Consider the following 23,087-nt stretch of genomic DNA (forward strand, 5'->3'; position numbering starts at 1 on the left):
CGAAGTCTGGCATAGGTGGGGGTGGTTTTGAAGCGTCCCGCCATGACGGAGCGCCCCCCGGTGCCCTATAATCGGCCCCCTGTCGCTCAGGCCCCGGATTTCGGGCCGGGCGCCCGCAATCTGGAGGTTGATGATCATGTTCGAGAATCTCACGGACCGTCTGGGTCAGTCGCTCAAGAGCCTGGCCGGTCAGGGGCAGCTCACCGAGGACAACATCCGCGACACCCTGCGCGAGGTGCGCAAGGCGCTGCTGGAGGCCGACGTGGCCCTGCCGGTGGTCAAGGAGTTCGTCGAGCAGGTGAAGGAAAAGGCGCTGGGCCAGGAAGTGCTCAAGAGCCTCAATCCGGGTCAGGCGTTCGTCAAGATCGTCAACGACGAGCTGGTGCACACCATGGGCGACGCCAACGACGCCCTGGACCTGTCGGTGAAGCCGCCGGCCATCATCCTGATGGCGGGCCTGCAGGGCGCCGGCAAGACCACCTCCGTGGCCAAGCTCGCCCGCTACCTGCAGGAGCGCGAGAAGAAGAAGGTGATGGTGGTGTCCGCGGACGTCTACCGGCCGGCGGCCATCGACCAGCTGGAGACCCTGGCCGGCGAGGTGAAGGCGGAGTTCTTCCCCTCCAGCGGCGACCAGGACCCGGTGGACATCGCCAACGGCGCCCTGCAGGCGGCCCGCAACAAGTACATGGACGTGCTGATCGTGGACACCGCCGGCCGGCTGCACGTGGACGAGGACATGATGTCCGAGATCAAGCGCCTCAACAGCGCCATCACGCCCACCGAGACGCTGTTCGTGGTGGACGCCATGACCGGCCAGGACGCCGCCAACACCGCCCGCGCCTTCAATGACGCCCTGCCGCTCACCGGCGTGATCCTCACCAAGGCCGACGGTGACTCCCGGGGCGGCGCGGCGCTGTCCGTGCGCCACCTCACCGGCAAGCCGATCAAGTTCATCGGCATGGGCGAGAAGACCGACGCCCTGGAACCGTTCTACCCGGACCGGATCGCCAGCCGCATCCTCGGCATGGGCGACGTGCTGTCCCTGGTGGAGCAGGCCGAGCGCACCCTGGACAAGAAGAAAGCCGACAAGATCGCCAAGAAGTTCAAGAAAGGCAAGGCCATGGACTTCGAGGATCTGAAGGACCAGTTCCAGCAGATGCGCAACATGGGCGGCCTGGGCAGCCTGCTCGACAAACTGCCGGGCATGGGCGGCATGATGGAGGCCGCCCAGGACCCGGCGGCGATGAAACAGATGAAGCACATGGAGGCCCTGATCGACTCCATGACCCCCAAGGAGCGCCGCAATCCGGACGTCATCAAGGGCTCGCGCAAGAAGCGCATCGCCGCCGGGGCCGGCCTGGAGATCCAGGATCTCAACCGGCTCATGAAGCAGCAGAAGATGATGTCCAAGATGATGAAGAAGATGCGTACCAAGGGTGGCATGAAGAACATGATGCGCGGCATGGAAGGTATGATGGGCGGCGGTGGCTCCGGCGGCCCCGGCGGCGGCATGGGCGGTGGCGGCATGCCCCCGGGCGGCGGTATGCCGCCGATGGGCGGCGGTGGCGGCGGCCTGCCGCCCATGGGTGGAGGCCGCTAGGCCCCGCCGGGCTTTATCTCCCGGGCGGATGGCCGTATAATCCGCCCCCTTCGCGACCCGTCCGGCCCTGGCGCCGGCGGGGTTTCAAGCGGATACGATGGTCCGCGGCACTGCCCGCGGGCCGGGAAACCGGATTGAAAACAAGGTATTGCAACTATGGTAGTTCTTCGTCTTGCCCGTGGTGGCTCCAAAAAACGCCCCTTCTATCGCATCGTGGCCGCCAACAGCCGCGACGCCCGCGATGGCCGTTTCATCGATAACCTGGGTTTCTTCAACCCCATCGCCCGTGGTGGTGAGATCCGTCTGAAGCTGGACGTGGACGCCGTGGACGCCTGGGTGGCCAAGGGCGCCCAGCCTTCCGAGCGCGTCAAGGCGCTGGTCAAGGAAGCTCGCCGGGAAGCCCAGCAGAGCGCTTGATCATGCTGACACCCGATGAGGTGTTGGTGGTGGGCCGCATCGTCGCGGTTCACGGTGTCAAAGGGTGGGTGAAGGTGTATTCCTTCACCGACCCGATGGAGAACATCTTCGAGTACCAACCCTGGCATTTGTTCGAGGACGGCGCCTGGAAACCGGTGAAGCTCACCGGCAAGCGCCGTCAGGGCAAGGGGTTGGTGGCCGGCCTGGACGGGTACGATGACCGTGACCGGGCCGCCCGCGAACTGGTGGGGCGGGAAATCGCCGTCCCCCGCTCGCAGCTGCCCGAGGCCGGCGACGGCGAGTATTACTGGCGGGACCTGATCGGCCTGCGGGTGAAACTCGACGACGGCCGCGACCTGGGCCGGGTGCACGGCCTGATGGAAACCGGCGCCAACGACGTCCTGGTGGTGCGCGGCGACGCGGACAGCCTGGATCGCCAGGAGCGCCTGTTGCCCTGGACCCCCGGCGAGGTGGTCCGCGCCGTGGACCTGGAGGCCGGCGAGCTGCGGGTGGACTGGGACCCGGACTTCTGACCATGCACATCACCCTGGTCAGCCTGTTCCCGGAGATGGCCCGCGCCGTCACCGACTTCGGCGTCACCCGGCGGGCGGTGGAAAACGGCCTGCTGACGCTGGACACGGTGAACCCCCGGGACTTCACCGAGGACCGGCACCGCACCGTGGACGACCGCCCCTTTGGCGGCGGCCCCGGCATGGTGATGAAGGTGGCGCCGCTGGAAAAGGCGCTGGCCGAGGCCCGGCGCCGCGCCGGTCCGGCGAAAACGCTTTATCTGTCCCCCCAGGGACGGCCGCTGACCCAGGCGAAAGCGGCGGAACTGGCCGCCGAGCCCGGGTTGATCCTGCTGGCCGGCCGCTACGAAGGGGTGGACGAGAGGCTGATCGAGACCGAGGTGGATGAACAGGTGTCGATCGGTGATTACGTGCTCAGCGGCGGCGAACTGCCGGCGCTGGTGCTGATCGACGCGGTCACGCGTCTGTTGCCCGGGGTGCTCGGGCATCAGGATTCGGCGGCCCAGGACTCGTTCTCCGGCGACATGGAGAACCTGCTGGACTGCCCGCATTACACGCGGCCCGAAACGTACCGGGACCGCGCCGTGCCCGAGGTGCTGCTCAGCGGGGATCATGAACGGATCCGCCGCTGGCGGCTCAAACAGGCACTGGGACGCACCTGGCGGTGGCGTCCCGACTTGCTCGAGGCGCGCCGCGCGCGCGGTTTGAGCAAGGAAGAGAGCGAGTTGCTCGACGACTACATCCGTGAACACCAGGCGGACGGCGGCGAGTAGCGATACAGCGACCAATAACCGAGGAGCGCGCCATGAGCGGCAAGAAACCCCTGATTCAGGAAATCGAACAGGCACAGCTGAAGACCGATGTGCCCGAGTTCGGCGCCGGTGACACCGTCACCGTGCAAGTGAAAGTAAAGGAAGGCAACCGGGAGCGTCTGCAGGCGTTCCAGGGCGTGGTCATCGCCCGCCGCAACCGCGGCCTGAACTCCGCCTTCACCGTGCGCAAGGTATCCCACGGCGTGGGTGTGGAGCGGGTGTTCCAGCTGCACAGCCCGCTGATCGATTCGATCCAGGTCAATCGTCGCGGTGACGTGCGTCGCGCCAAGCTGTACTTCCTGCGCGAGCGCTCCGGCAAGTCCGCGCGCATCAAGGAAAAAATCCGCTAGGACGGCGCGCGCCGCCGGGCCGGCCCGCGAGCCACGTCGCTTCAGCCTTTGCTGTAGGGCAATCGGAAGCGACCTCTGGACCGGACCGCGCCCGCCGGGCCCTTCATGGGCCGGGCAAGGAAAAGGCCGCCCCTCGGGGCGGCCTTTTTTCGTTGCCGGATCGGCCCGCGCGGCCACCGAAGGCGGCTAGCGGGCCACCGCCCGGAACACCACCAGCACCACCAGGGCGCCGACGATGGCGGTGAACAGCCCGCCCAGGCTGAACGAACTCACCGGCCCGCCGATGCCGGCCATGGCACCCAGCCAGCCGCCGACGATGGCGCCGATAATGCCCAGGATGGTGGTGACGATGAAGCCGCCGCCTTCCCGCCCGGGCATGATCCACTTGGCGATGATGCCCGCCAGCAGGCCCAGAACGATCCACGACAAAATACCCATAAGGTCCTCTCCTGCACCGGTACATTGCTCGCCCCGCCAGTATGCCAAGAGGCCGCCACCGCGCCGGGTAATAAATGGTAAAAACGGGACCGTTTGAGTTTTACCGGGCCTTCGCCAATACTCCCGGCCATGAACGCCGCGCCCGCCACTCCGCTTCCGCCACTGCCCGACGCCGACCAGACGCTGATCGACGCCTGGCTGGACGCCCAGTGGCTGGAGCGGGGCCTGAGCCGCCACACCCTGGAAAGCTACGGCCGTGATCTGCGCCAGTTCGGTCAGTGGCTGGCCGCCCGGGGCGGCGGCCTGGCCCGCTGCCAGCGGCTCGACGTGCTGGAGTACCTGGCCGACCGGGTGGGCGTCAGCGCCCGCTCCGTGGCGCGCCAGCTGTCCGCCATGAAGAGTTTCTTCCGCTGGATGAAGCGGGAAGGGCGGCTCCAGGAGGACCCCACGCTCAACGTGGACCGGCCGCGCACCGGCCGCCCGCTGCCCAAGACCCTCTCCGAAGCGGACGTGGAAGCGTTGCTGGCGGCCCCGGACCTGGACGATGCCCTGGGCCTGCGCGACCGCGCCATGCTGGAGGTGCTGTACGCCTGTGGGTTGCGGGTGTCGGAACTGGTGGGCCTGACCCTGAGCCAGGTGAACCCCCGCCAGGGCCTGGTGCGCGTGGTGGGCAAGGGCGACAAGGAGCGTCTGGTGCCCCTGGGCGAGGAAGCTCTGTACTGGCTGGAACGCTATCTGCGCGACGGCCGTCCGGCCCTGCTCGGCGCCGACCGGGAGGTGCTGTTCCCCAGCCGTCGCGGCACGCGCATGACGCGCCAGACCTTCTGGCACCGCATCAAGCAACTGGCGGTCCGCGCCGGGGTGCAAAAGTCCCTGTCGCCTCATACACTGAGGCACGCCTTCGCCACGCACCTGCTCAACCATGGCGCCGACCTGCGCGTGGTGCAGCTGCTGCTTGGTCACAGCGACCTGTCCACCACCCAGATCTACACCCATGTGGCCCAGCACCGCCTGCGCGAAGTCTACGAACGGCACCATCCGCGCTCGGGAACCTGACTCCGGAACGCGCGGTCGTATCTCATTCTCGGCCCCAGGGGGGCGGACAACACGGACGGAGAACAACGATGAAAGCACTGACAGCCACCGCGCTCGGCCTGCTGATGGCCGCCACGGCCGTCGTTCACGCCGAGGGGGAAATGGACGAGAAAGCGTTCCGCGCCGAATTCCAGGAAGCCTTTCCCCGCGCCAGGGTCACCGCCATCAATCCGTCCCCGGCGGACAATCTGGTGGAGGTGGAGCTGAACGGCCGCGAGATCGTGTACGCCTCCAAGGATGGCCAGCTGATCTTCACCGGCGACGTGATCCAGATGCGCGATGGCGACGTGGTCAACCTGAAGGAGGAGCGCTACCAGAAGGTGCGCCGCGAAGGGCTCGCCGAGATGGACAAGGACGCCATGATCACCTACGCCGCCGAGGGTGACGAGAAAGCCGAGATCTACGCCTTCACCGACATCACCTGCGGCTACTGCCGCAAGTTGCACCGCCATATCGAGGATTACACCCAGGCCGGCATCACCGTGCATTACCTGGCCTTCCCGCGCGGCGGCCCCACTTCCCAGGCGGCCAAGGACATGCGCCACATCTGGTGCGACGCCGACCCCCGCCAGGCCCTCACCGCCGCCAAGCTCAACGACAAGGTGTCCGACGCGGAACTGGCGGACTGCGCCGACGCGGTCGACCGGGAATACCAGATGGGGCTCGATTTCGGCGTGCGCGGCACCCCCGCCATCTACACCGCCGAGGGCGCTCAACTGGGCGGCTACGTGACCCCGGAACAGCTTAACCAGCGCCTCGGCCTGTAATCGCCCGGCGCCTCCCGAGGCCCCGCCACGCGGCGTTTTGCGCCGCGCCGGCGCGGCCTTTTACATTGACGGAACCGGGCTTCGCCGTTAATGTGTCCGGCTTCCCAGTGACCCACCCAAGGTGATGCCGTGGACGCCGATTTTCAGCGCATCAAGCGCCTGCCACCCTATGTCTTCAACATCGTCGGCGAGTTGAAGATGGCGGCGCGCGCGCGCGGCGAGGACATCATCGATTTCGGCATGGGCAACCCGGATCAGCCGACCCCGAAGCACATCGTCGACAAGCTTACCGAGGCGGCCCAGCGCGGCGACACCCACCGCTACTCCCAGTCCCGGGGCATCCCGCGCCTGCGCAAGGCGATCAGCGACTGGTACCGGCGCCGTTATGAGGTGGAGCTGGACCCGGAATCCGAGGCCATCGTCACCATCGGCTCCAAGGAGGGCCTGGCGCACCTGGCCCTGGCCACCATGGGGCCCGGCGACACCGTGCTGGTGCCCAACCCCAGCTATCCGATCCACCCCTATGGCTTCGTGATCGCCAACGCGGACATCCGTCACGTGCCGTTGGTGCCGGGGGTGGATTTCTTCGAGGAACTGGTGCGCGCCATCAAGGAAGCCTGGCCCAAGCCCAAGCTGCTGGTGCTGAATTTCCCCGGCAACCCCACCGCCCAGTGCGTCGATCTGGCGTTTTTCGAGAAGGTGGTGGCCATCGCCCGGGAATACGGTATCTGGGTGGTGCACGACATCGCCTACGCGGACATCGTGTTCGACGGCTACAAGGCGCCGTCGATTCTGCAGGTGGAGGGCGCCCGGGACGTGGCGGTGGAATTCTTCTCCCTGTCCAAGAGTTACAATATGCCCGGCTGGCGGGTGGGCTTCTGCTGTGGCAACAAGGAGCTGATCCACGCCCTGGCGCGCATCAAGTCCTACCTGGACTACGGCACTTTCACGCCGATCCAGGTGGCGGCCATCGCCGCCCTGGAGGGCGACCAGAGCTGCGTCGAGGAAATCCGCGATCTTTACCAGCGGCGCCGGGACGTGCTCTGCGACGGCCTCGACGACCTGGGCTGGACGGTGGAAAAACCCCGCGCCACCATGTTTGTCTGGGCGCCGCTGCCGGAGCCCTATCGGGAGCTGGGCTCCCTGGAATTCTCCAAGAAACTGCTGCGCGAGGCGGGCGTGGCGGTGTCGCCAGGCATCGGCTTCGGCGACTACGGCGACGACCATGTGCGCTTCGCCCTGATTGAGAATGAACAACGCACCCGGCAGGCGCTGCGCGGCATCAAGAAGATGTTCCGCGCCGACGGCCTGCTGGACTGATCGAGAGGAAAGCACGTGAATCCGGTAAAGGTCGGCATCGCGGGTCTGGGCACGGTGGGCTCGGGCACGGTCAACGTTCTGCAACGCAATGCCCAGGAAATCGCGCGGCGGGTGGGGCGCCCCATCGAGATCGCCCACATCGGCGCGCGCCGCGATAATCCGGAGTGCGACATCAGTGGCATCCGTGTGTCCCGGGATATTTTCGCCGTCGCCACGGACCCGGCGGTGGACATCCTGGTGGAGCTGATCGGTGGCATCGACACCGCCCGCGAGCTGGTGCTCACCGCCATCAAGAACGGCAAGCACATCGTCACCGCCAACAAGGCGCTGATCGCGGAGCACGGCAACGAGATCTTCCAGGCCGCCCACGACAACGGCGTGGACGTGGCCTTCGAAGCGGCGGTGGCCGGCGGCATTCCGATTCTGAAATCCCTGGGCGAGGGCCTCGCCGCCAACCACATCAACTGGGTGGCGGGCATCATCAACGGCACCGGCAACTACATTCTCACCGAGATGGAGCAGGGCAACCGGCCCTTCGCCGAGGTGCTCAAGGAAGCCCAGGAGCTGGGCTACGCCGAAGCCGACCCCACCTTCGACGTGGAAGGCGTGGACGCGGCCCACAAGCTCACCATCATCGCCTCCATCGCGTTCGGGATTCCGCTGCAGTTCTCCAAGGTGTACATGGAGGGCATCGGCCGCATCACCATCGAGGACGTGAAAAGCGCCGCCCGGTTCGGCTACCGCATCAAGCACCTGGGCATCGCCAAGGACACCGGCCACGGCATCGAGCTGCGCGTGCACCCGACGCTGATTCCCATCGAGACCATGCTGTCGGCGGTGAACGGCGTGATGAACGCGATCATGATCGACGGCGACGCCGTCGGGCCGACCATGTATTACGGCGCCGGCGCCGGCGCCGAACCCACCGCCTCGGCGGTGGTGGCGGACATCATCGAAATGGGCCGCGCGCTGACCGTGGACCACGAGGAGCGGGTGCCCTACCTGGGCTTCCACGCCGATCAGATGTCCGACGAGCAGATTCTCACCATCGACGACGTGTCGTGCAGCTTCTACCTGCGCCTGCACGTGCAGGACAAGCCCGGCGTGCTGGCGGATGTCACCCGCATCCTCAGCGACAACCGCGTCAGCATCGAGGCCATGGTGCAGAAGGAAACCGAGGAGGGCCTGGTGCCCATCGTGATGATGACCCACAGGGTGCTGGAAGGGGACATGAACGCCGCCCTGGCCCGCATCGCCGCCCTGGACACCGTGGACAAGAACATCATGCGCATCCGCGTGGAAACGCTGGACGCCTGAGACGCGAGAGAGACGACGACATGCCATTCCGTGACCGCTACACCGGCCTGATCAACCGCTACCGGGATCACCTGCCGGTGAACGACGACACCCCGATCATCAGCCTCGGCGAGGGCAACACCCCGCTGATCCGGCTCAAGAACATCCCGCGCCTGCTCGGCAAGGACGTGGACATCTACGTCAAGTACGAAGGCCTCAACCCCACCGGTTCCTTCAAGGACCGGGGCATGACCATGGCCGTGACCAAGGCGGTGGAAGAGGGCAGCAACGCCATCATCTGCGCCTCCACCGGCAACACCTCGGCGGCGGCGGCGGCCTACGCGGCGCGCGCCGGCATCACCGCCTTCGTGATCATTCCGGAGGGCAAGATCGCCATGGGCAAGCTGGCCCAGGCGATGATGTACGGCGCCGTGATCATGCAGATCCGCGGCAACTTCGACCAGGGCATGCAACTGGTCAAGGACGTGGCCGAGACGTCGCCGGTGACGGTGGTCAACTCGGTCAACCCCTACCGCCTGCAGGGCCAGAAAACCGCCGCCTTCGAGATCATCGAGGAGCTTGGTCGCGCCCCGGATTACCACTGCCTGCCGGTGGGCAACGCGGGCAACATCAGCGCCCACTGGATGGGCTACAGCGAGTACCACAAGAGCGGCGTGGTCAGCGCCGCCCCCAAGATGGTGGGTTACCAGGCCAACGGCGCCGCCCCCTTCCTGCGTGGCGCGCCGGTGCGGGATCCGGAAACCGTGGCCACCGCCATCCGCATCGGCAATCCGCAGTCCTGGGACAAGGCCTGGACGGTGCGGAAGGAATCCGGCGGCTGGTTCGATGAACTGGCCGACGAGGAGATCCTGGCGGCGCAGAAAATGCTGGCGGAGAAAGAAGGCGTGTTCTGCGAACCGGCCTCCGCCGCGTCCATCGGTGGCGCCATGCGCGATATTCGCGCCGGTAAAATCGCCGAGGGCAGCACCGTGGTCTGCACGCTCACCGGCAACGGTCTCAAGGACCCGGACACCGCCATCGAGCAGTGCCGCGAGGACCTGCAAAAAGGCTCGCGCATGGTCACCATCGAGGCCGAGCTGGACGCCGTGCGCGACGCCATCGTTAATAATATGTGATGTCAACCCGGTTTACGTAACGACCCGGAGCGCGGCTTTTCAGCCGCGCTTTTTATTTGTTTTATCGCGACAAATTTTCTCTTGAACGATTGAGTTCCCGGCATTTTGCAATCTTTTTCCATTGCCGGAAACCCGCGTTTTTCCAGCATTTCATTGCGCAAAGTCTGATCAAAAAAATGTCGACGATTTGACATCGGCACGCTGATCTTTAGGCTTTCGCATACCTTCTGCTGGGGAGACGAGAATGAGAAGCTCTATTATCAAAATGCCCGCGATGGGCTTGATCGCGGCATCCGCCGCCTTTGTACCCATGACCGCGCAAGCCGGCGCGGAACTCAGTGCCGGTGTTTGGTGGGTCTACCAGAATGTCACCGATGCTCAAGGTGGCGACAGTGAAGTGCTGGATAACGAGACTGGCGGCAGCTTCGCCGATCCCTCTCTGATCATCTACGCTGATGATGATGGCAGCTATGGCCCCTGGCACTTCAGCGCTGAAACCCGGTTCGGTACCGGTTCCTTTACCAATACCGCTAGCAACAACAGCGGCGACAATATGACCGTTCACAAGGCCTGGATCGGTTATGACGTTACTGATGACAGCAGCCTTAAAATTGGTAAGAGTCAGGTGCCCTTCGGTTGGAAAACCGTTAACTTTTGGCCCGGCGATGGGGTGCAGGGCGGTTACGGCGACCAGATGGACGTGGGCCTGAAATACAGCGCCGACGCCGAAGGCGGCATCCATTACGATGTCGCTTATTATCACCAGGACGACTGGGGTGAGGATTCCACCGATACCGTGGATGATAATAACCATTGGGGTTCCAGCGATACCTACCGCAAAATCAAAACCGGTGTGGTGAACCTGGATTGGAACTTCATGGAAGGCCATACCGTCGGGATCTCCGGCCAATATGGGCGCATGCAGGATCTGGCTGCCGCTAGTGCCGCCAACCGCAACGACGAAGGCACCCACCAGGCCTACGACCTGCACTACATGTTCGAGAAGGGCAACTGGTCCGCCAAATACCGCTTCATTCACGCCGAGCGTGATTTCAGCGGCATGGACGCCTTCCTGGCTTCCGGAGACGCGCCGGCGGACGAGGAAGTGGAAACCCAGCGTCACGTGGCGGAACTGGGTTATAACCACGAAAACTGGTTTTATTACATTGATGCGGGTATTGCCAGCACCGACACGACCGGTAATGACGCCGACGATGTCACGTACTTCGCCCCCGGTGTGCGTTACCAATATGGGCCGGGCTGGATTTATTTCGAATACCTGCAATCCGATGGCGATATCAACGGGGCTGGCGACGTGTATGAATTCGACTTTGATGCCCTCTACGTCGCTTTCGACTTCTACTTCTAAGCGACGGCACGTCGACCACCGGCCGGCCCTTCCGGGCCGGCATTCCGGGGTCCGGCGTGCACACGCATGGTTATCCACGCGGGTAATCATGCGTGTCCACTCCGGGCCGTTCCGTGCGGACCCTCCTTACTTGATTTCCCGATTCGGTCCGCGCATGACGCAATAGGAGTCATGCCATGAGCGTGGAATACGAAACAGACTATGAAGTAGGGCAGGATAATGTGCAGGTCCTGGGCATGGACATGCACAATCCGGTCTTCTTCATCAGCGCGGTGCTGATCCTGGCTTTCGTGATCGGTACCCTGATTTTCCCTGAAAGCGCGAACAGCGCCCTGGCCGGTGCCAAAGGCTGGGCGATCGAAAACTTCGACTGGCTGTTCATGCTCGGCGCCAACATCTTCGTGGTGTTCTGCGTCGCCCTGATCTTCCTGCCGGTGGGGCGCATCCGCCTCGGTGGTCAGGACGCCAAACCCAGCTTCTCCACACTGTCCTGGTTCGCGATGCTGTTCGCCGCCGGCATGGGCATCGGTCTGATGTTCTGGAGCGTGGCGGAGCCCGTGGGCTACTACACCGACTGGTTCGGCACGCCGCTGAACGTGGACCCCAACACCCCGCAGGCGCTGGACGCCGCCCTGGGCGCGACCATGTACCACTGGGGCCTGCATCCGTGGGCGATCTACGGCGTGGTGGCGCTGTCCCTGGCGTTCTTCGCCTACAACAAGGGCATGCCGCTGACCATCCGCTCCGCCTTCTACCCGCTGCTCGGTGAGCGCTGCTGGGGCTGGGCCGGCCACCTCATCGACATCCTGGCGGTGCTGGCCACCATCTTCGGCCTGGCGACTTCCCTGGGGCTGGGCGCCAAGCAGGCCTCCGGCGGCCTGCATTTCCTGTTCGACACGCCCAACGCCATCAACGTGCAGATCGCCATCATCACCGGCGTCACCGCCTGCGCGGTGCTGTCCGTGGTGCGCGGCCTGGACGGCGGCGTCAAACTGCTCAGTAACATCAACATGGGGCTGGCGGCGCTGCTGCTGCTGTTCGTGATGGTGACCGGTCCCACCCTGCTGATCTTCACCTCCATGGGGCAGACCGCGGTGGACTACGTCACCAACTTCGTGCCGCTCAGCAACTGGGTGGGCCGCGAGGACCAGGGCTTCCTGCACGACTGGACCGTGTTCTACTGGGCCTGGTGGATTTCCTGGTCCCCGTTCGTGGGCATGTTCATCGCCCGGGTGTCCTACGGTCGCACCGTGCGGGAGTTCCTCACCGCCGTGCTGGTCGTGCCGACCGTGGTGACCATCGTATGGATGGCCACCTTTGGCGGCAGCGGCCTGGATCAGGTGGTTAACGGTGTCGGCCAGCTGGCCAACGGCATCGGTGAATCCTCCCTGGCCCTGTTCCAGATGCTGGAGCAACTGCCGCTGGCGGGCATCACCTCCTTCCTGGCCATCGTGCTGGTGCTGGTGTTCTTCATCACCTCCTCGGACTCCGGTTCCCTGGTGATCGACTCCATCACCGCCGGCGGCAAGCTGGACGCCCCGGTGCCGCAGCGCATCTTCTGGGCGGTCATGGAAGGCCTGATCGCCGGCGCGCTGCTGTTCGGTGGCGGCAAGCAGGCCCTGGACGCGCTGCAGGCCGGCGCCATCACCACCGGCCTGCCGTTCACCGTGGTGCTGCTGCTGATGTGCATCAGCCTCTACAAAGGGCTGTCCGCGGAACGCAAGATGCTCAAGGCGGCCGCCTGATCGGCCCCCCGAAGAGCATCAAGCAGCAATAGGCTGCACAAAGAAGGGCGCGTGAGAACGCGCCCTTTTTTTGTGTGATGACCCGTCCTGAATCAAAGCGGTAGGAGCGACTTCAGTCGCGATCAACACCGTTGCCTGCTTCATCGCGACTGAAGCGGAGTGCCGCCCAGTCGCTCCTACAAAAAATCCCAACCTACGAAGCGGCGGTCACCCGGTTGATGGTGTATTGCAGGTTGAGCAGCGCCGGCAGATGCGGGCCGATCAGCCCCTTGCCGGTGGTCAGCAGGGCGCCGCTCAGGGCCCGATCCGGGTCCGCCCAGCAATAGATGCTGATGAACCCCAGATGGCCGAAGGCACGCGGCGCCGACGGGCCGAACAGGCCGATGCCCCGGTTGCCGAGCATGAAGCCCGGCGAGAAGGTGAGCGGCAGCATCAGGGTGCGGTCCAGGCGCGGCCGGCGCGAGGCCGGGGCGCGGGCGGCGGCCACGGTGTCCGGGTCGAACACACGGTGGTCGCCCCAGCGGCCGCCGTCGAGCAGCATCTGGAAGAAGCGGCTTGCTTCCTCGGCGGTGGCGTAGAGGTTACCCGCCGGCACCGTCACGTCCTGGAAGCGGTCGTCGTTGGTGACTTGCACCACCTCGTCCAGGGTGCCGCCCACGGCGTGGTTGAGAAACAGATCCACCAGTTTCAGGGGCACGCCGGTGGTCATGTCCCGGGCCCGTTCCGGGCCGGTGGCGCCGAAAGTGAAGTAGCGCATCCCCAGCGGCTGGCGGACCACCCGGTCCAGGGTGGCGTTAAGCGGCTCGCCGGTGACTTTCTCCACCACCGCACCGAGCACGAAGCCGGCGGTGATGGCGTGGTAGGCCTGGGTGCCCAGGGTGCTGGGCCGGGCCCGGCACAGAATGTCCAGGATATCGTCCGGGCGGTAGAGGATGTCCGGGTCCACCGGCCGGTCCGGGCGCGGGATACCGGCCCGGTGGGTGAGCATATGGCGCAGGGTGGTGCGGTGCTTGCCCTGGCGGCCGTAGTCCGGCAAATAGCGGCTGATCGGGTCGTCCAGGTTCAGCCGGCCCGTCTCGGCCAGGTGGTGCACCAGCATGGCGGTGATGGATTTCGAGGCGGAGAACAGGCAGACCGGCGTTTGCGGGGTCAGCAGGCGCTCGCTGACCGGGTCCGCGTAGCCCAGGGTACGATCCAGAATCACCTGGCCATTCCGGCGCAGGCACAGGGCGATGCCCGGGCTCATGCCGGTGCGGTACAGTCGCCGGGTGGCCTTCCAGATCGCCGCCACGTCGGTGTCCGCCAGCCCCGCCTCGCCGGCCGGGACCTCGGCGCCGATACCGGTGAGCCGGTCCAGATCCCGGGGGATGGGGGTGCGCGTTTCACACAGCAGGCGGTTGAGGCGGGGGCGTAATACCATGGGACATCCTGTTTACCCGGAGCGGAGAAGCCATTGTCCGCCTCCGCCAAACGTGGACAATGGCCGGAAGGACTCGCGGCTGGTCAGCCGCGCCAGTCGCCCGCGCGGGCCGCAACGAGAAGGGAGCAACCGCCATGAACAGCGTCAAGCAATCCGATTTCCAGAGCTTCGAGGAGTTCTACCCCTATTACCTGCAGGAGCACAGCGACCCCACCTGCCGGCGGTTGCATTTCTTCGGCACCCTGGGGCTGTTCGCGGTGCTGTTGGGCGTATTGGTCACCGGTAATCCGTGGGGGCTGCTGCTGCTGCCGGTGGTGGGCTACGGGTTCGCCTGGGTGGGCCACTTCTTCTTCGAGAAGAACCGGCCGGCCACCTTCAAGCATCCCTGGTACAGCCTGGCCGGCGATTTCGTCATGTTCAAGGACATGCTGTCCGGGCGCATCCGCTGGTGAGCGCGCCGCAACGCTTCATCCCCGGCCAGCCGCCCCGGCCCCGGGACGACACCAAGCCCGACCTGGACTCCCCGGAACAAGTGGAGCGCATGGTGGCGTTGTTCTACCAGCGGGTGCTGGCGGATCCGCTGCTGGCGCCGGTGTTCCTGGAGGTGGCGCGCATCGACCTGGATGCGCACCTGCCGTTGATCGCCGCCTACTGGAAGAAGCTGCTGCTCGGCGAGCCCGGCTACGACCGGCACATGATGGCCAAACATCGCGCCGTGCATGACCGCGAGCCGCTCACCGGCGCCCATCATGAGCGTTGGCTGACGTTGTTCCATGCCAACCTGGACCGGCACTTCGACGGTCCGCAAACCGATCGCGCCCGCCTGATCAGCGCCCGGGTCATGCACAACCTTTACCACAACCTCTCGCGGATCTAGCGCACCACCACGAAGAAGATGCCGCCGTCGCGGTTCACCCGCAGCAGCAGGGCGGCGTCCTTGTCGTCCACGGCGCCACGCAATTCGTCCATGGAGGCCACGTCCTGGCGATTGGCGTTGATGATCACGTCGCCGCCGCGCAGGCCGGCCCGCCAGGCCGGAGAGTTGCGCTCCACGCCTTCCACCAGCACACCCTGGTCCACATGGCTCAGCTCGCCCTGGCGCAGGTCGCGCAGCTCGGCGCCCTTGAGGTAGTTGGAAATGGCGTCGCCGGCGCTTACTTGCTGGCTGGATTCGCTGATCACCGCGGTCACCTTGCGCGGCTTGCCGTCGCGCAGAATGCTCAGGGTGATCTTCTCGCCCACCGGCGACAGGCCCACCTTGTTGCGCAGGTCCGAGGCCCGGTTCACCGGCTGGCCGTCCACCGCGCGCACCACGTCGCCGGCCTTGAGGCCGGCTTTGGCGGCGGCGCTGTCCGCCAGCACATTGGTGATTACCACGCCCTTGCGCGCCTGCACATCCAGGGCCTCGGCCAGCTCGTCGCTGAGATCCTGCACGGTGACGCCGAGCACGCCACGGCGCACTTCGCCGTGCTCGATGAGCTGGGTCATCACGTTCTCGGCCATGTTGGTGGGGATGGCGAAGCCGATGCCCACGTTGCCGCCGGACGGCGCCAGGATGGCGGTGTTGATGCCCACCAGCTCGCCCTTCAGGTTGACCAGGGCGCCGCCGGAGTTGCCCGGGTTGATGGAGGCGTCGGTCTGGATGAAATTCTCATAGCCCTCGATGCCCAGGCCGGTACGGCCCAGCGCCGAGACGATGCCGGAAGTCACGGTCTGGCCGAGGCCGAAGGGGTTGCCGATGGCGACCACGAAATCCCCCACCCGCAGGGACGAGGAATCCGCCAGCCGCACCTGGGTCAGGTCTTCCGCCTTCTCCAGCTTGAGTACCGCCAGGTCCACTTCCTGATCCAGGCCCACCAGCTCCGCGGACAGCTCGCGGCCGTCCTTGAGGGTCACCTCGATCTTGTCCGCGTTGCGGGCCACGTGGGCGTTGGTGAGCACATAGCCCTTGTCGGCGTCGACGATCACGCCGGAACCGGCGGCCACCGCGCGGCGGGTGGGCGCCTGCTCGGGCAGGTCGAAGAAACGGCGGAAGAAGGGATCCTGCATGAGCGGATTCTGGGCCCGGCGCACCTGGGCTTCGATGGCGATGTTGACCACCGCCGGGGACACATCCTCGATCATCGGCGCCAGGGAGGGCAGGGCGCCGCCGTCCGGCGTCCGCTCCGGCAGGGCGGCGCCGGCGGTTTGCGAGAAGGCCAGCAAAACGGCGCCGGCCCAGGCCATCAGAACGTGCGGTTTCATCGCTGCATACAAGGGTCGATCCTCCTGTACCACATGGATAACACGAGGGGTTCGACCGAAAAGTGTGATCAGGGTTCCAGTTCGAAAATTCTGACCCGGTTGTAGTCGCTGGACTCGCCCAGATCCGGCCAGGTGGTGGCGTGCCAGTGGCCCAGCAGATGGAAGCCGGGCGGGTCCAGGTCGGGAATGCGCGAGTCCGCCAGCCACATGGGCAGGCCGGCGGCGTGGAAGCGTTCCAGCAGCGGCAGGTTGTCGCGGTCGTAGAGGATGTCCGCGGCGGTGAGCCGGTCCGCCCGCGCCAGGCTGGCTTCCAGGTCGTCGCTGAGCGTCACCGCCACGCCGTTGAGGAGGGCATTGGCCTCGGTGGCGGCCAGGGCGTCCGGGTCCAGGTCGCAGGCGATCACCTCGGCGGCGCCGGCCCGGGCGGCGGCGATCGCCACCACCCCGGAACCCGGCCCCACGTCCACCACGCGGCGGCCGCGCACCCAGTCCGGCCGTGCCAGCAGGTGGCGCGCCAGCACCTGGCCGGAGGCCCAGCACAGCGCCCAGTAGGGCGGCGCTTCCATGAGCGCGTTGGCGACGTCCTGATCGAGCCGTTCGTCCACCAGCTTGTCCAGCAGCCACAGGGACAGCTCGGGCACCAGGGGCAGCGGCGTGGCCACCAGGCGGATGTCCGGCAGCAGCCGGTTCAGGCGCGCCTGCAGGGCGGCGGGCGGATCAGTCCTGTTCGCCACGGCGGATCGCCTCGCTGAGCAGGAAATTGAAGCGCCGGGGATCGGCGATCTCGCCGGCCTCGTTGAGGGCCGGGTAGGGCACGCCGTATTGGCGGCAGTGCGCCGCCAGCCGGGGGTGGGACCATTGGAACAGGGTGTGCTGGTAGGTGGCCGGGTCCACGCGGCGGCGATCGTAGAGGCCGGCGGCGCGGCGCTGCTCGCAGACCTCGGCGAGGATGATGGCCGCCGCCACGCTGACGTTGAACGACGCCACCATGCCCATCATCGGAATGATCACGTGCTCGTCCGCCGCCTCGGCGGCCGCTTCGCTGACGCCGAACTTCTCGGTGCCCAGCAGCAGCGTCGTGGGGCGGGTGTAGTCCAGCTCCCGGTAGGGCACGGCGCGCTCGGAGAAGTGCGCCGCCAGGACCTGCATGCCCTGGTCGCGGACCCGGCGGATCGCCTCCTCGCCATCGTCGTGGTAGTGAATGTTCACCCAACGCTGGGACCCCAGGGCGGTGCCCGCCGGGAAGCGCGCCAGGTTGTCCGGCAGCGCCGCGTGCACATCGAGAATGCCCACCGCGTCGCAGGTGCGCACGATGGCGGCGATGTTATGGGGTTTGTGCACCCCGTCCATGATCACGCTGAGATCCGGCTGACGGCGGTCCAGGGTGGCCCGCAGGCGCGCGTGGCGTTCCGGGGTCATGGCGTCTCCTGGTGTCGGGAAAGGCGCGATTGTAGCAAAGTCCCGCCGTCTTCCGGACAATGGCGACCCTGGCAAAGCAAAGGATTGAGCATGAACGAACGCGCGCTGCCCCTGGCCGGGGTCAAGGTGGTGGAACTGGGACAACTGATCGCCGGGCCCTTCGCCGGCACGCTGCTGGCCTACTTCGGCGCCGAGGTGATCAAGGTGGAGCCCCCGGGCGGCGACCCGATCCGTGGCTGGCGCAAGCTGGACGACAGCGGCACCTCGTTCTGGTGGCGCAGCATCGGCCGCAACAAACGTTCCGTGACCCTGGACCTGAAGAGCGACGCCGGCCGTGATCTGGCCGCCCGGCTGATCGACGGCGCCGACGTGCTGATCGAGAATTTCCGCCCCGGCACCCTGGAAAAATGGGGGCTGGGCCCGGAGCGCTTCACCGACAGCAACCCGGGGCTGATCTACACGCGCATTTCCGGTTACGGCCAGGACGGCCCCTACGCGGACAAGCCCGGCTACGCCTCGGTGTGCGAAGGCATCGGCGGGCTGCGCTACGTCAACGGCTTCCCCGGCGAACGGCCGGTGCGGCCCAATCTATCCCTGGGCGACACCGTGGCCGGCCTGCACGCCGCCCTGGGTATCCTGCTGGCGCTGTTCGAGCGGCGCGGCAGCGGCCTCGGTCAGGTGGTGGACGTGGCGCTCTATGAAACCGTGTTCAATCTGCTGGAGGCGGTGATTCCCGAGTTCGACGGCGCCGGGCTGATCCGCGAGCCCGCCGGGTCCACGGTCACCGGCATCGTGCCGACCAACACCTACCGCTGCGCCGACGGCAAGTACGTGATCATCGGTGGCAACGGCGACTCCATCTTCAAGCGGCTGATGACCACCGCTGGCCGAGTCGACCTGGCCGACGACCCGCGCCTGGCCGACAACGCCGGCCGGGTGGAACACGAAGCGGAAGTGGACGGCGCCATCGAGGCCTGGTGCGCCACCCTGGACAGCGCCGAGGTGCTGCGCCTTCTGGAGGACGCCCGGGTGCCCTGCGGGCCGATCTACAGCGCCGCGGACATGATGGCCGACCCGCATTTCCAGGCGCGCGGCCTGTTCCAGCAGGTGGAGATCAACGGCAAGCCGCTCAGGATTCCCGCCATCGCCCCGCGCCTGGCCGGCACCCCCGGCGGCACCCGCTGGCCCGGCGGCGAGGCCGGTGGCCACACCGAGGCGGTGCTGCGCGAGCTGGGCCTCGACGAGGAGGAGGTCCGCCGGCTGCGCGCCGACGGCGTCATCGGTTAAGCGGAGAATCAATTGAGCGGGAAGTCGGTCCAGCCGTCGGTCCACACCCGGGCGGCGCCGGGCCGCACCGCGCCCAGGTAGAGCGCGGTCTCGTCCCAGAATTCGCCCTGGGGCGGGGTGGCGGCGCCGTTCTTCAGCGGCGAGGCGCTGCCCGGCGTGTAGTCGGGCCGCGCCAGATCCACCGCGTTGCGCGAGAACAGCGGGTCCTCGCCGAAGCGCATCCCCGGCAGCGCCTGGAAATAGAGGTGTTCATCCAGGCCGGCGTCGTCGTCGCCGCTTTCGCTTTCGTCCTCGAACCAGGTCACGCCACGGGCGCCCACGTTGTGCACCAGCACCGCGTCGAAGGTGAGGGTGCCGTCGTTCAGATTGACCACCGTGCTGGCGTCCTGGATGTCCAGGGTTTCGCCGGAGAAACCACTGATCACCAGATTGTGGAAATGGCCGCCGGTGCCCTCGCGCAGGGTCATGGCGCGCTGGTGCTGGCCGTGGCTGCGCGGGCTGATCAGGGAGACGTTGTACATCACCGGCTCCGAGCGCGGGCGGGCGTCATGGCGGTCGCCGTTGTTGTCCGCCTCGAAGGCGTTGTCGCCGTTGCTGCTGTACTGCTGGGCGATCAGGAACTGCACCCGGCCGCGCCAGCCCCAGTCCCAGTCCAGGGAATCGTCGCCGGCGCCGGTGATCAGGATGTGGCGCAGGTCGGCGGTGCCGCCGAACAGCTCGATGCCGTCGTCCAGGGCACGGTGCACCTGCACATGGCGGACGATGGTGCCGCTGCCGCAGCCGCCCAGGGTCAGGCCGTTCAGTTCGTTGTTGGCGTACACCTCGAAGCCGGCGAATTCGATGCGCGCGTATTCCAGCACGCCGCAGCTGCCGTTGGCGTTGTCGCCGCCAAAGGCGCCGCGCGGGTCGTTGTCCGGCACGCCCTCGATCTGAGCGTCGAGCTGGTTCACCGGCGCGTCGCCGAGCAGTACCACGCCGCCCCAGTCGCCGGCCTGGCGGGTGCCATCCGCCTGATTGCTGGTGAACACCACCGGCGCGTCGGCGCGGCCGGCGGCGTGCAGGCTGGCCGCCCGGGTCACCACCAGGGCCGAGCCGGGGCGCCCTTCCACGCGCGCGCCGGCGTCGATGGTGAGCCGGCCGCTCTCCACGTAGACGATGCCATCCAGAATCCAGGTGCGGTCGGCGCCCCAGTGCTGGTCGCCGTTGAGGGTGCCGCTCACCACCTGTTCGCCGGCCACCATCACCATCAGCGGCCGGTACAGCAACACGGCGGCGATCAGCGCCGCCACCGCGGCGGCCGCCGCCAGCCAGGGCCAGGGGCGGGACCGGTCGCCACCGGTGGTGGCCGCCGGTGCCGGCGCCGGTCGCGGCGGCGTGGTCTGGCCGGGCTGGCGGCCCAGCAGCACGCCCTGGCGGTTGGCGGTCTTGAGCTGGCGGCCCAGGTCGCGGATGCGGGGGTTGTCGCTGGTCAGCGCCTGCTCGATCACCTCGGCGCGGTATTCCGAATCGTTGAGCAGGGTGTTGAAGTGGATGAAACGCAGCCCGCCACCGCCCTCGCGGTCGTAGTTCTGCTTCAGCTGCCACAGCAACTCCACCAGCCGCGCCCGCGGCGAAGACTCGGCGCTCATGCTCAACCCCCTCGGAAAATGTTCCTAACGTCCGGGAGTCTGAAGGGTGCCCATGACCGCTTTATGAAGGTTTGCAAGCTACAAGCAGGCCGTGCTGGAGAAGGGGGCCATGCCAATGGCGGGGCGCCAGTTGAAAGTTACAAGTGGCAAGTTGAAGCGCGGGCGGGGGGCCACGAGACGGCAGGGCCGTGCCCGCGCTTAAGGGAATTCAGAACCGCGACCGGCCTTCCCGGCCGAAGGCCACGGGAAAGCCGCGCGGCCTCCCGCTTCAACTTTCAACTTGAAACTTGCAGCTATTCCGCCAGGATCTTGTCGGCGGCTTTCTCGGCGATCATCACCGTGGGGGCGTTGGTGTTGCCGCCGATCAGGGTCGGCATGATGGAGGCGTCCACCACGCGCAGGCCTTCCAGGCCGTGCACCTTCAGGTCCGGGTCCACCACCGCCTGATCGTCCACGCCCATCTTGCAGGTGCCCACCGGGTGGTAGATGTTGTCGCACTTTTCGCGCAGGAAGGCGCGGATCTGCTCGTCGCTTTGCACGCCGTCGCCGGGCAGGATCTCGGCGCCGCGCCACGGCGCCAGGGCGTCCTGGGCCATGATCCGGCGCATCGCCTTGACGCCACGCACCATGCCTTCCATATCGTCCGGATGGCTCAGGAAGCGCGGGTCGATGAGCGCCGGCGAGCGCGGGTTGGCGTCCGCCAGGCCGATGCTGCCACGGCTCTTGGGGCGCAGGATGCAGACGTGGCCGGAGTAGCCGTGGCCGAAGCTGAACAGCCAGTTGAGACCATGGTTGTCGAGCTTGGCGGCGGTCAGGTGGAGTTGCAGGTCCGGGCGCGGCTCCTCCGCGCGCGACTTGATGAAGCCGCCGGCCTCGGCCACGTTGGAGGTGAGCTGGCCGTTGCGGTGCGCGAAGAAATTCCACAGCGCCTTGGCGCCGGTGAAGGGCAGCTCCCAGGAGCCCAGCGACAGGGTGTCGTGGCGGCGGTTGCGGTGCACCACCAGGACGTCCGGGTGGTCCTGCAGGTTTTCGCCCACGCCGGGAAGCTCGTGGACCAGGGGGATGCCATGGCGGGCCAGTTCCTCGCCGGGGCCCACGCCGGACAGCTTCAGCAGTTGCGGCGAGTTGATGGCGCCGCCGCACAGGATCACCTGGCCGCCCTCGATGGTTTCCTCCCGGCCCTTGCGTTCCAGGCGCACGCCGGTGGCGCGCTTGCCGTCGAACTCCACCCGGTGCACCAGGGCCTCGGTGAGCACGGTCAGGTTGTCGCGCTCCATGGCCGGATGCAGGTAGCCGCGCGCCACGCCCCAGCGCTCGCCGTCTTTCTGGTTGACCTTGTACAGCGCCACGCCTTCCTGAACGTCGTTGTTGAAGTCGTCGGTGGCCGGGTGGCCGGCCTGCACGCCGGCCCGGACGAAGGCGTCGCTGACCGGGTGGCGGAAGCGCAGCTCGGCGATGTTCAGGTTGCCCTGGTCGCCGTGGAATTCGTTGGCGCCGGGTTCGTAGTGCTCGGAGCGCTTGAACAGCGGCAGTACGTCCCGATAGCTCCAGCCGGGATTACCCAGGGATTCCCAGTGGTCGTAGTCCCAGGGGTGGCCCCGGGTGTAGCACATGGCGTTCACCGCCGAGGAACCGCCCAGGGTCTTGCCCCGGGGAATATAGATCTGGCGGTTGTTTAGCGCTTTCTGTGGCACCGTGTAGTAGCGCCAGTTGCGGGCGTTGGAGCGCATCAGCCAGATGATGCCCGCGGGAATGCGCACGAACAGGCTGTTGTCGTCCGGGCCGGCCTCGATCAGGCACACCTTGTTGTTGGGATTTTCCGATAGGCGATTGGCCAGAACGCAGCCGGCGGAGCCGGCGCCCACGATCACATAGTCGAACTGCATGGCGCCCCCTGGGAGAATAAAAGTGTCATTGAACAATGGCAGTATATCGGGGCGATTGCACCGATGTGATTGACCTTTTGTATCCGCGCCCCGGCCAATGCGCCCCGGGCCGGAACGCGGCGCGGTTGCGGATTCGACGCCGGGCTGTTTATGATTTGTGCAATTCTGCTTTCTGATTAGCCGGTCGCGGTCGGTTAACCAGAGACCAGGGCAGGCCGCGCCGGACCGGAGCCGAACCCGGGCCTGGGCGCGCCGCCGCGAAGCGCGGTCGAAGCCGGATGCGCATCCCGCCTTCCATCCGCCCGTCACCGTATCGTCGTTATCCAAG

The 23,087-nt window shown here is 66.6% G+C and carries 23 protein-coding genes; 15 read left to right on the top strand and 8 right to left on the bottom strand.

Annotation, left to right across the window (positions count from 1 at the left end; all coding sequences use genetic code 11):
- The first annotated feature begins 136 nt into the window (after positions 1–136).
- The 5 genes from ffh (at position 137) to rplS (ending at position 3,709) form a co-directional block, all read left to right on the top strand.
- On the top strand, positions 137–1,600 hold the full coding sequence (gene ffh / locus HMJ39_RS17925) for a signal recognition particle protein (RefSeq protein ID WP_161385085.1): 1,464 nt from the start codon (positions 137–139) through the stop codon (positions 1,598–1,600).
- A 156-nt stretch (positions 1,601–1,756) separates the two neighbouring features.
- Positions 1,757–2,017, top strand: coding sequence for a 30S ribosomal protein S16 (rpsP, locus tag HMJ39_RS17930; protein WP_161383670.1), 261 nt, complete (start codon positions 1,757–1,759; stop codon positions 2,015–2,017).
- A gap of 2 nt (positions 2,018–2,019) precedes the next feature.
- Positions 2,020–2,550 (top strand): ribosome maturation factor RimM, encoded by a 531-nt coding sequence (rimM, locus tag HMJ39_RS17935; RefSeq protein ID WP_194298361.1) that lies wholly within the window; start codon positions 2,020–2,022, stop codon positions 2,548–2,550.
- A gap of 2 nt (positions 2,551–2,552) precedes the next feature.
- A complete protein-coding gene (gene trmD, locus HMJ39_RS17940; RefSeq protein ID WP_161383668.1) occupies positions 2,553–3,320 on the top strand; it encodes a tRNA (guanosine(37)-N1)-methyltransferase TrmD in 768 nt (255 codons plus the stop codon).
- 32 nt (positions 3,321–3,352) lie between these two features.
- On the top strand, positions 3,353–3,709 hold the full coding sequence (gene rplS, locus HMJ39_RS17945; protein ID WP_161383667.1) for a 50S ribosomal protein L19: 357 nt from the start codon (positions 3,353–3,355) through the stop codon (positions 3,707–3,709).
- Between the two features lie 186 nt (positions 3,710–3,895).
- On the opposite strand, the gene HMJ39_RS17950 is transcribed toward rplS, so the two are convergent.
- A complete protein-coding gene (locus HMJ39_RS17950) occupies positions 3,896–4,147 on the bottom strand; it encodes a GlsB/YeaQ/YmgE family stress response membrane protein (protein WP_161383666.1) in 252 nt (83 codons plus the stop codon).
- 129 nt (positions 4,148–4,276) lie between these two features.
- On the opposite strand from HMJ39_RS17950, the gene xerD reads away from it, so the two are divergent.
- From xerD to thrC, 5 genes are all read left to right on the top strand, one after another.
- Entirely contained in the window at positions 4,277–5,203 is a 927-nt protein-coding gene (xerD, locus tag HMJ39_RS17955; RefSeq protein ID WP_194298362.1) for a site-specific tyrosine recombinase XerD, read from the top strand.
- A 68-nt stretch (positions 5,204–5,271) separates the two neighbouring features.
- Complete coding sequence (locus HMJ39_RS17960) at positions 5,272–6,009, top strand: DsbC family protein (protein WP_194298363.1); 738 nt, start codon at positions 5,272–5,274, stop codon at positions 6,007–6,009.
- 129 nt (positions 6,010–6,138) lie between these two features.
- Positions 6,139–7,329, top strand: a complete 1,191-nt coding sequence (alaC, locus tag HMJ39_RS17965) for an alanine transaminase (RefSeq protein WP_161383663.1) — start codon at positions 6,139–6,141, stop codon at positions 7,327–7,329.
- Between the two features lie 15 nt (positions 7,330–7,344).
- Entirely contained in the window at positions 7,345–8,646 is a 1,302-nt protein-coding gene (locus HMJ39_RS17970) for a homoserine dehydrogenase (protein WP_194298364.1), read from the top strand.
- A gap of 20 nt (positions 8,647–8,666) precedes the next feature.
- Positions 8,667–9,761: a threonine synthase gene (thrC, locus tag HMJ39_RS17975; RefSeq protein WP_161383661.1), complete on the top strand. Its 1,095-nt coding sequence runs from the start codon at positions 8,667–8,669 to the stop codon at positions 9,759–9,761.
- 2 nt (positions 9,762–9,763) lie between these two features.
- Here the strand turns inward: thrC and HMJ39_RS18990 are convergent, their stop codons facing one another.
- Positions 9,764–9,955: a hypothetical protein gene (locus HMJ39_RS18990; protein WP_228462455.1), complete on the bottom strand. Its 192-nt coding sequence runs from the start codon at positions 9,953–9,955 to the stop codon at positions 9,764–9,766.
- Between the two features lie 50 nt (positions 9,956–10,005).
- On the opposite strand from HMJ39_RS18990, the gene HMJ39_RS17980 reads away from it, so the two are divergent.
- Both HMJ39_RS17980 and HMJ39_RS17985 read left to right on the top strand, forming a co-directional pair.
- Positions 10,006–11,130, top strand: a complete 1,125-nt coding sequence (locus HMJ39_RS17980) for a TonB-dependent receptor (RefSeq protein ID WP_228462456.1) — start codon at positions 10,006–10,008, stop codon at positions 11,128–11,130.
- A 176-nt stretch (positions 11,131–11,306) separates the two neighbouring features.
- Complete coding sequence (locus HMJ39_RS17985) at positions 11,307–12,875, top strand: BCCT family transporter (protein ID WP_194298365.1); 1,569 nt, start codon at positions 11,307–11,309, stop codon at positions 12,873–12,875.
- Between the two features lie 193 nt (positions 12,876–13,068).
- Here HMJ39_RS17985 and HMJ39_RS17990 read toward each other — a convergent pair whose 3' ends face one another.
- On the bottom strand, positions 13,069–14,295 hold the full coding sequence (locus HMJ39_RS17990) for a serine hydrolase domain-containing protein (protein ID WP_194298366.1): 1,227 nt from the start codon (positions 14,293–14,295) through the stop codon (positions 13,069–13,071).
- Positions 14,296–14,429: 134 nt separating this feature from the next.
- On the opposite strand from HMJ39_RS17990, the gene HMJ39_RS17995 reads away from it, so the two are divergent.
- Together HMJ39_RS17995 and HMJ39_RS18000 are read left to right on the top strand one after the other, a co-directional pair.
- Positions 14,430–14,747 carry a DUF962 domain-containing protein gene (locus tag HMJ39_RS17995; RefSeq protein WP_161383657.1) on the top strand — a complete coding sequence of 106 codons (318 nt, stop codon included), beginning with the start codon at positions 14,430–14,432 and terminating at the stop codon, positions 14,745–14,747.
- The gene (locus HMJ39_RS18000) at positions 14,744–15,172 is read left to right on the top strand and encodes a group III truncated hemoglobin (protein WP_323370935.1); all 429 of its coding nucleotides are present in this window, start codon (positions 14,744–14,746) and stop codon (positions 15,170–15,172) included. Before HMJ39_RS17995 ends, HMJ39_RS18000 begins: the two co-directional genes overlap by 4 nt.
- On the opposite strand, the gene HMJ39_RS18005 is transcribed toward HMJ39_RS18000, so the two are convergent.
- The 3 genes from HMJ39_RS18005 to trmH form a co-directional block, all read right to left on the bottom strand.
- Positions 15,169–16,539: a DegQ family serine endoprotease gene (locus HMJ39_RS18005; RefSeq protein ID WP_194298367.1), complete on the bottom strand. Its 1,371-nt coding sequence runs from the start codon at positions 16,537–16,539 to the stop codon at positions 15,169–15,171. The two genes, HMJ39_RS18000 and HMJ39_RS18005, sit on opposite strands and share 4 nt — an antisense overlap.
- 68 nt (positions 16,540–16,607) lie before the next feature.
- Positions 16,608–17,273, bottom strand: a complete 666-nt coding sequence (locus HMJ39_RS18010; RefSeq protein WP_323370936.1) for a class I SAM-dependent methyltransferase — start codon at positions 17,271–17,273, stop codon at positions 16,608–16,610.
- Positions 17,257–17,958, bottom strand: coding sequence for a tRNA (guanosine(18)-2'-O)-methyltransferase TrmH (gene trmH, locus HMJ39_RS18015; RefSeq protein ID WP_194298368.1), 702 nt, complete (start codon positions 17,956–17,958; stop codon positions 17,257–17,259). The genes HMJ39_RS18010 and trmH overlap by 17 nt, the downstream gene beginning before the upstream one ends.
- 90 nt (positions 17,959–18,048) lie before the next feature.
- On the opposite strand from trmH, the gene HMJ39_RS18020 reads away from it, so the two are divergent.
- Positions 18,049–19,245 (top strand): CaiB/BaiF CoA transferase family protein, encoded by a 1,197-nt coding sequence (locus tag HMJ39_RS18020; protein ID WP_194298369.1) that lies wholly within the window; start codon positions 18,049–18,051, stop codon positions 19,243–19,245.
- A gap of 8 nt (positions 19,246–19,253) precedes the next feature.
- Here the strand turns inward: HMJ39_RS18020 and HMJ39_RS18025 are convergent, their stop codons facing one another.
- Entirely contained in the window at positions 19,254–20,873 is a 1,620-nt protein-coding gene (locus HMJ39_RS18025; protein ID WP_194298370.1) for a hypothetical protein, read from the bottom strand.
- Positions 20,874–21,166: 293 nt separating this feature from the next.
- Positions 21,167–22,759: a GMC family oxidoreductase gene (locus tag HMJ39_RS18030; RefSeq protein ID WP_194298371.1), complete on the bottom strand. Its 1,593-nt coding sequence runs from the start codon at positions 22,757–22,759 to the stop codon at positions 21,167–21,169.
- Between the last annotated feature and the right edge of the window lie 328 nt (positions 22,760–23,087).

It is taken from the genome of Alloalcanivorax profundimaris (assembly GCF_015265435.1).
GTDB classification, from domain to species: Bacteria; Pseudomonadota; Gammaproteobacteria; order Pseudomonadales; family Alcanivoracaceae; genus Alloalcanivorax; species Alloalcanivorax profundimaris.

Coding starts and splice junctions, on each gene's coding strand:
- HMJ39_RS17960 (WP_194298363.1), top strand. CDS start 5,272: ATGAAAGCACTGACAGCCACCGCGCTCGGCCTGCTGATGGCCGCCACG.
- HMJ39_RS17990 (WP_194298366.1), bottom strand. CDS start 14,295: ATGGTATTACGCCCCCGCCTCAACCGCCTGCTGTGTGAAACGCGCACC.
- HMJ39_RS18020 (WP_194298369.1), top strand. CDS start 18,049: ATGAACGAACGCGCGCTGCCCCTGGCCGGGGTCAAGGTGGTGGAACTG.
- rpsP (WP_161383670.1), top strand. CDS start 1,757: ATGGTAGTTCTTCGTCTTGCCCGTGGTGGCTCCAAAAAACGCCCCTTC.
- thrC (WP_161383661.1), top strand. CDS start 8,667: ATGCCATTCCGTGACCGCTACACCGGCCTGATCAACCGCTACCGGGAT.
- trmH (WP_194298368.1), bottom strand. CDS start 17,958: ATGACCCCGGAACGCCACGCGCGCCTGCGGGCCACCCTGGACCGCCGT.
- rimM (WP_194298361.1), top strand. CDS start 2,020: ATGCTGACACCCGATGAGGTGTTGGTGGTGGGCCGCATCGTCGCGGTT.
- trmD (WP_161383668.1), top strand. CDS start 2,553: ATGCACATCACCCTGGTCAGCCTGTTCCCGGAGATGGCCCGCGCCGTC.
- HMJ39_RS18030 (WP_194298371.1), bottom strand. CDS start 22,759: ATGCAGTTCGACTATGTGATCGTGGGCGCCGGCTCCGCCGGCTGCGTT.
- HMJ39_RS17985 (WP_194298365.1), top strand. CDS start 11,307: ATGAGCGTGGAATACGAAACAGACTATGAAGTAGGGCAGGATAATGTG.
- ffh (WP_161385085.1), top strand. CDS start 137: ATGTTCGAGAATCTCACGGACCGTCTGGGTCAGTCGCTCAAGAGCCTG.
- xerD (WP_194298362.1), top strand. CDS start 4,277: ATGAACGCCGCGCCCGCCACTCCGCTTCCGCCACTGCCCGACGCCGAC.
- rplS (WP_161383667.1), top strand. CDS start 3,353: ATGAGCGGCAAGAAACCCCTGATTCAGGAAATCGAACAGGCACAGCTG.
- HMJ39_RS18005 (WP_194298367.1), bottom strand. CDS start 16,539: ATGAAACCGCACGTTCTGATGGCCTGGGCCGGCGCCGTTTTGCTGGCC.
- HMJ39_RS17995 (WP_161383657.1), top strand. CDS start 14,430: ATGAACAGCGTCAAGCAATCCGATTTCCAGAGCTTCGAGGAGTTCTAC.
- HMJ39_RS17950 (WP_161383666.1), bottom strand. CDS start 4,147: ATGGGTATTTTGTCGTGGATCGTTCTGGGCCTGCTGGCGGGCATCATC.
- HMJ39_RS17980 (WP_228462456.1), top strand. CDS start 10,006: ATGAGAAGCTCTATTATCAAAATGCCCGCGATGGGCTTGATCGCGGCA.
- HMJ39_RS18025 (WP_194298370.1), bottom strand. CDS start 20,873: ATGAGCGCCGAGTCTTCGCCGCGGGCGCGGCTGGTGGAGTTGCTGTGG.
- HMJ39_RS18990 (WP_228462455.1), bottom strand. CDS start 9,955: ATGTCAAATCGTCGACATTTTTTTGATCAGACTTTGCGCAATGAAATG.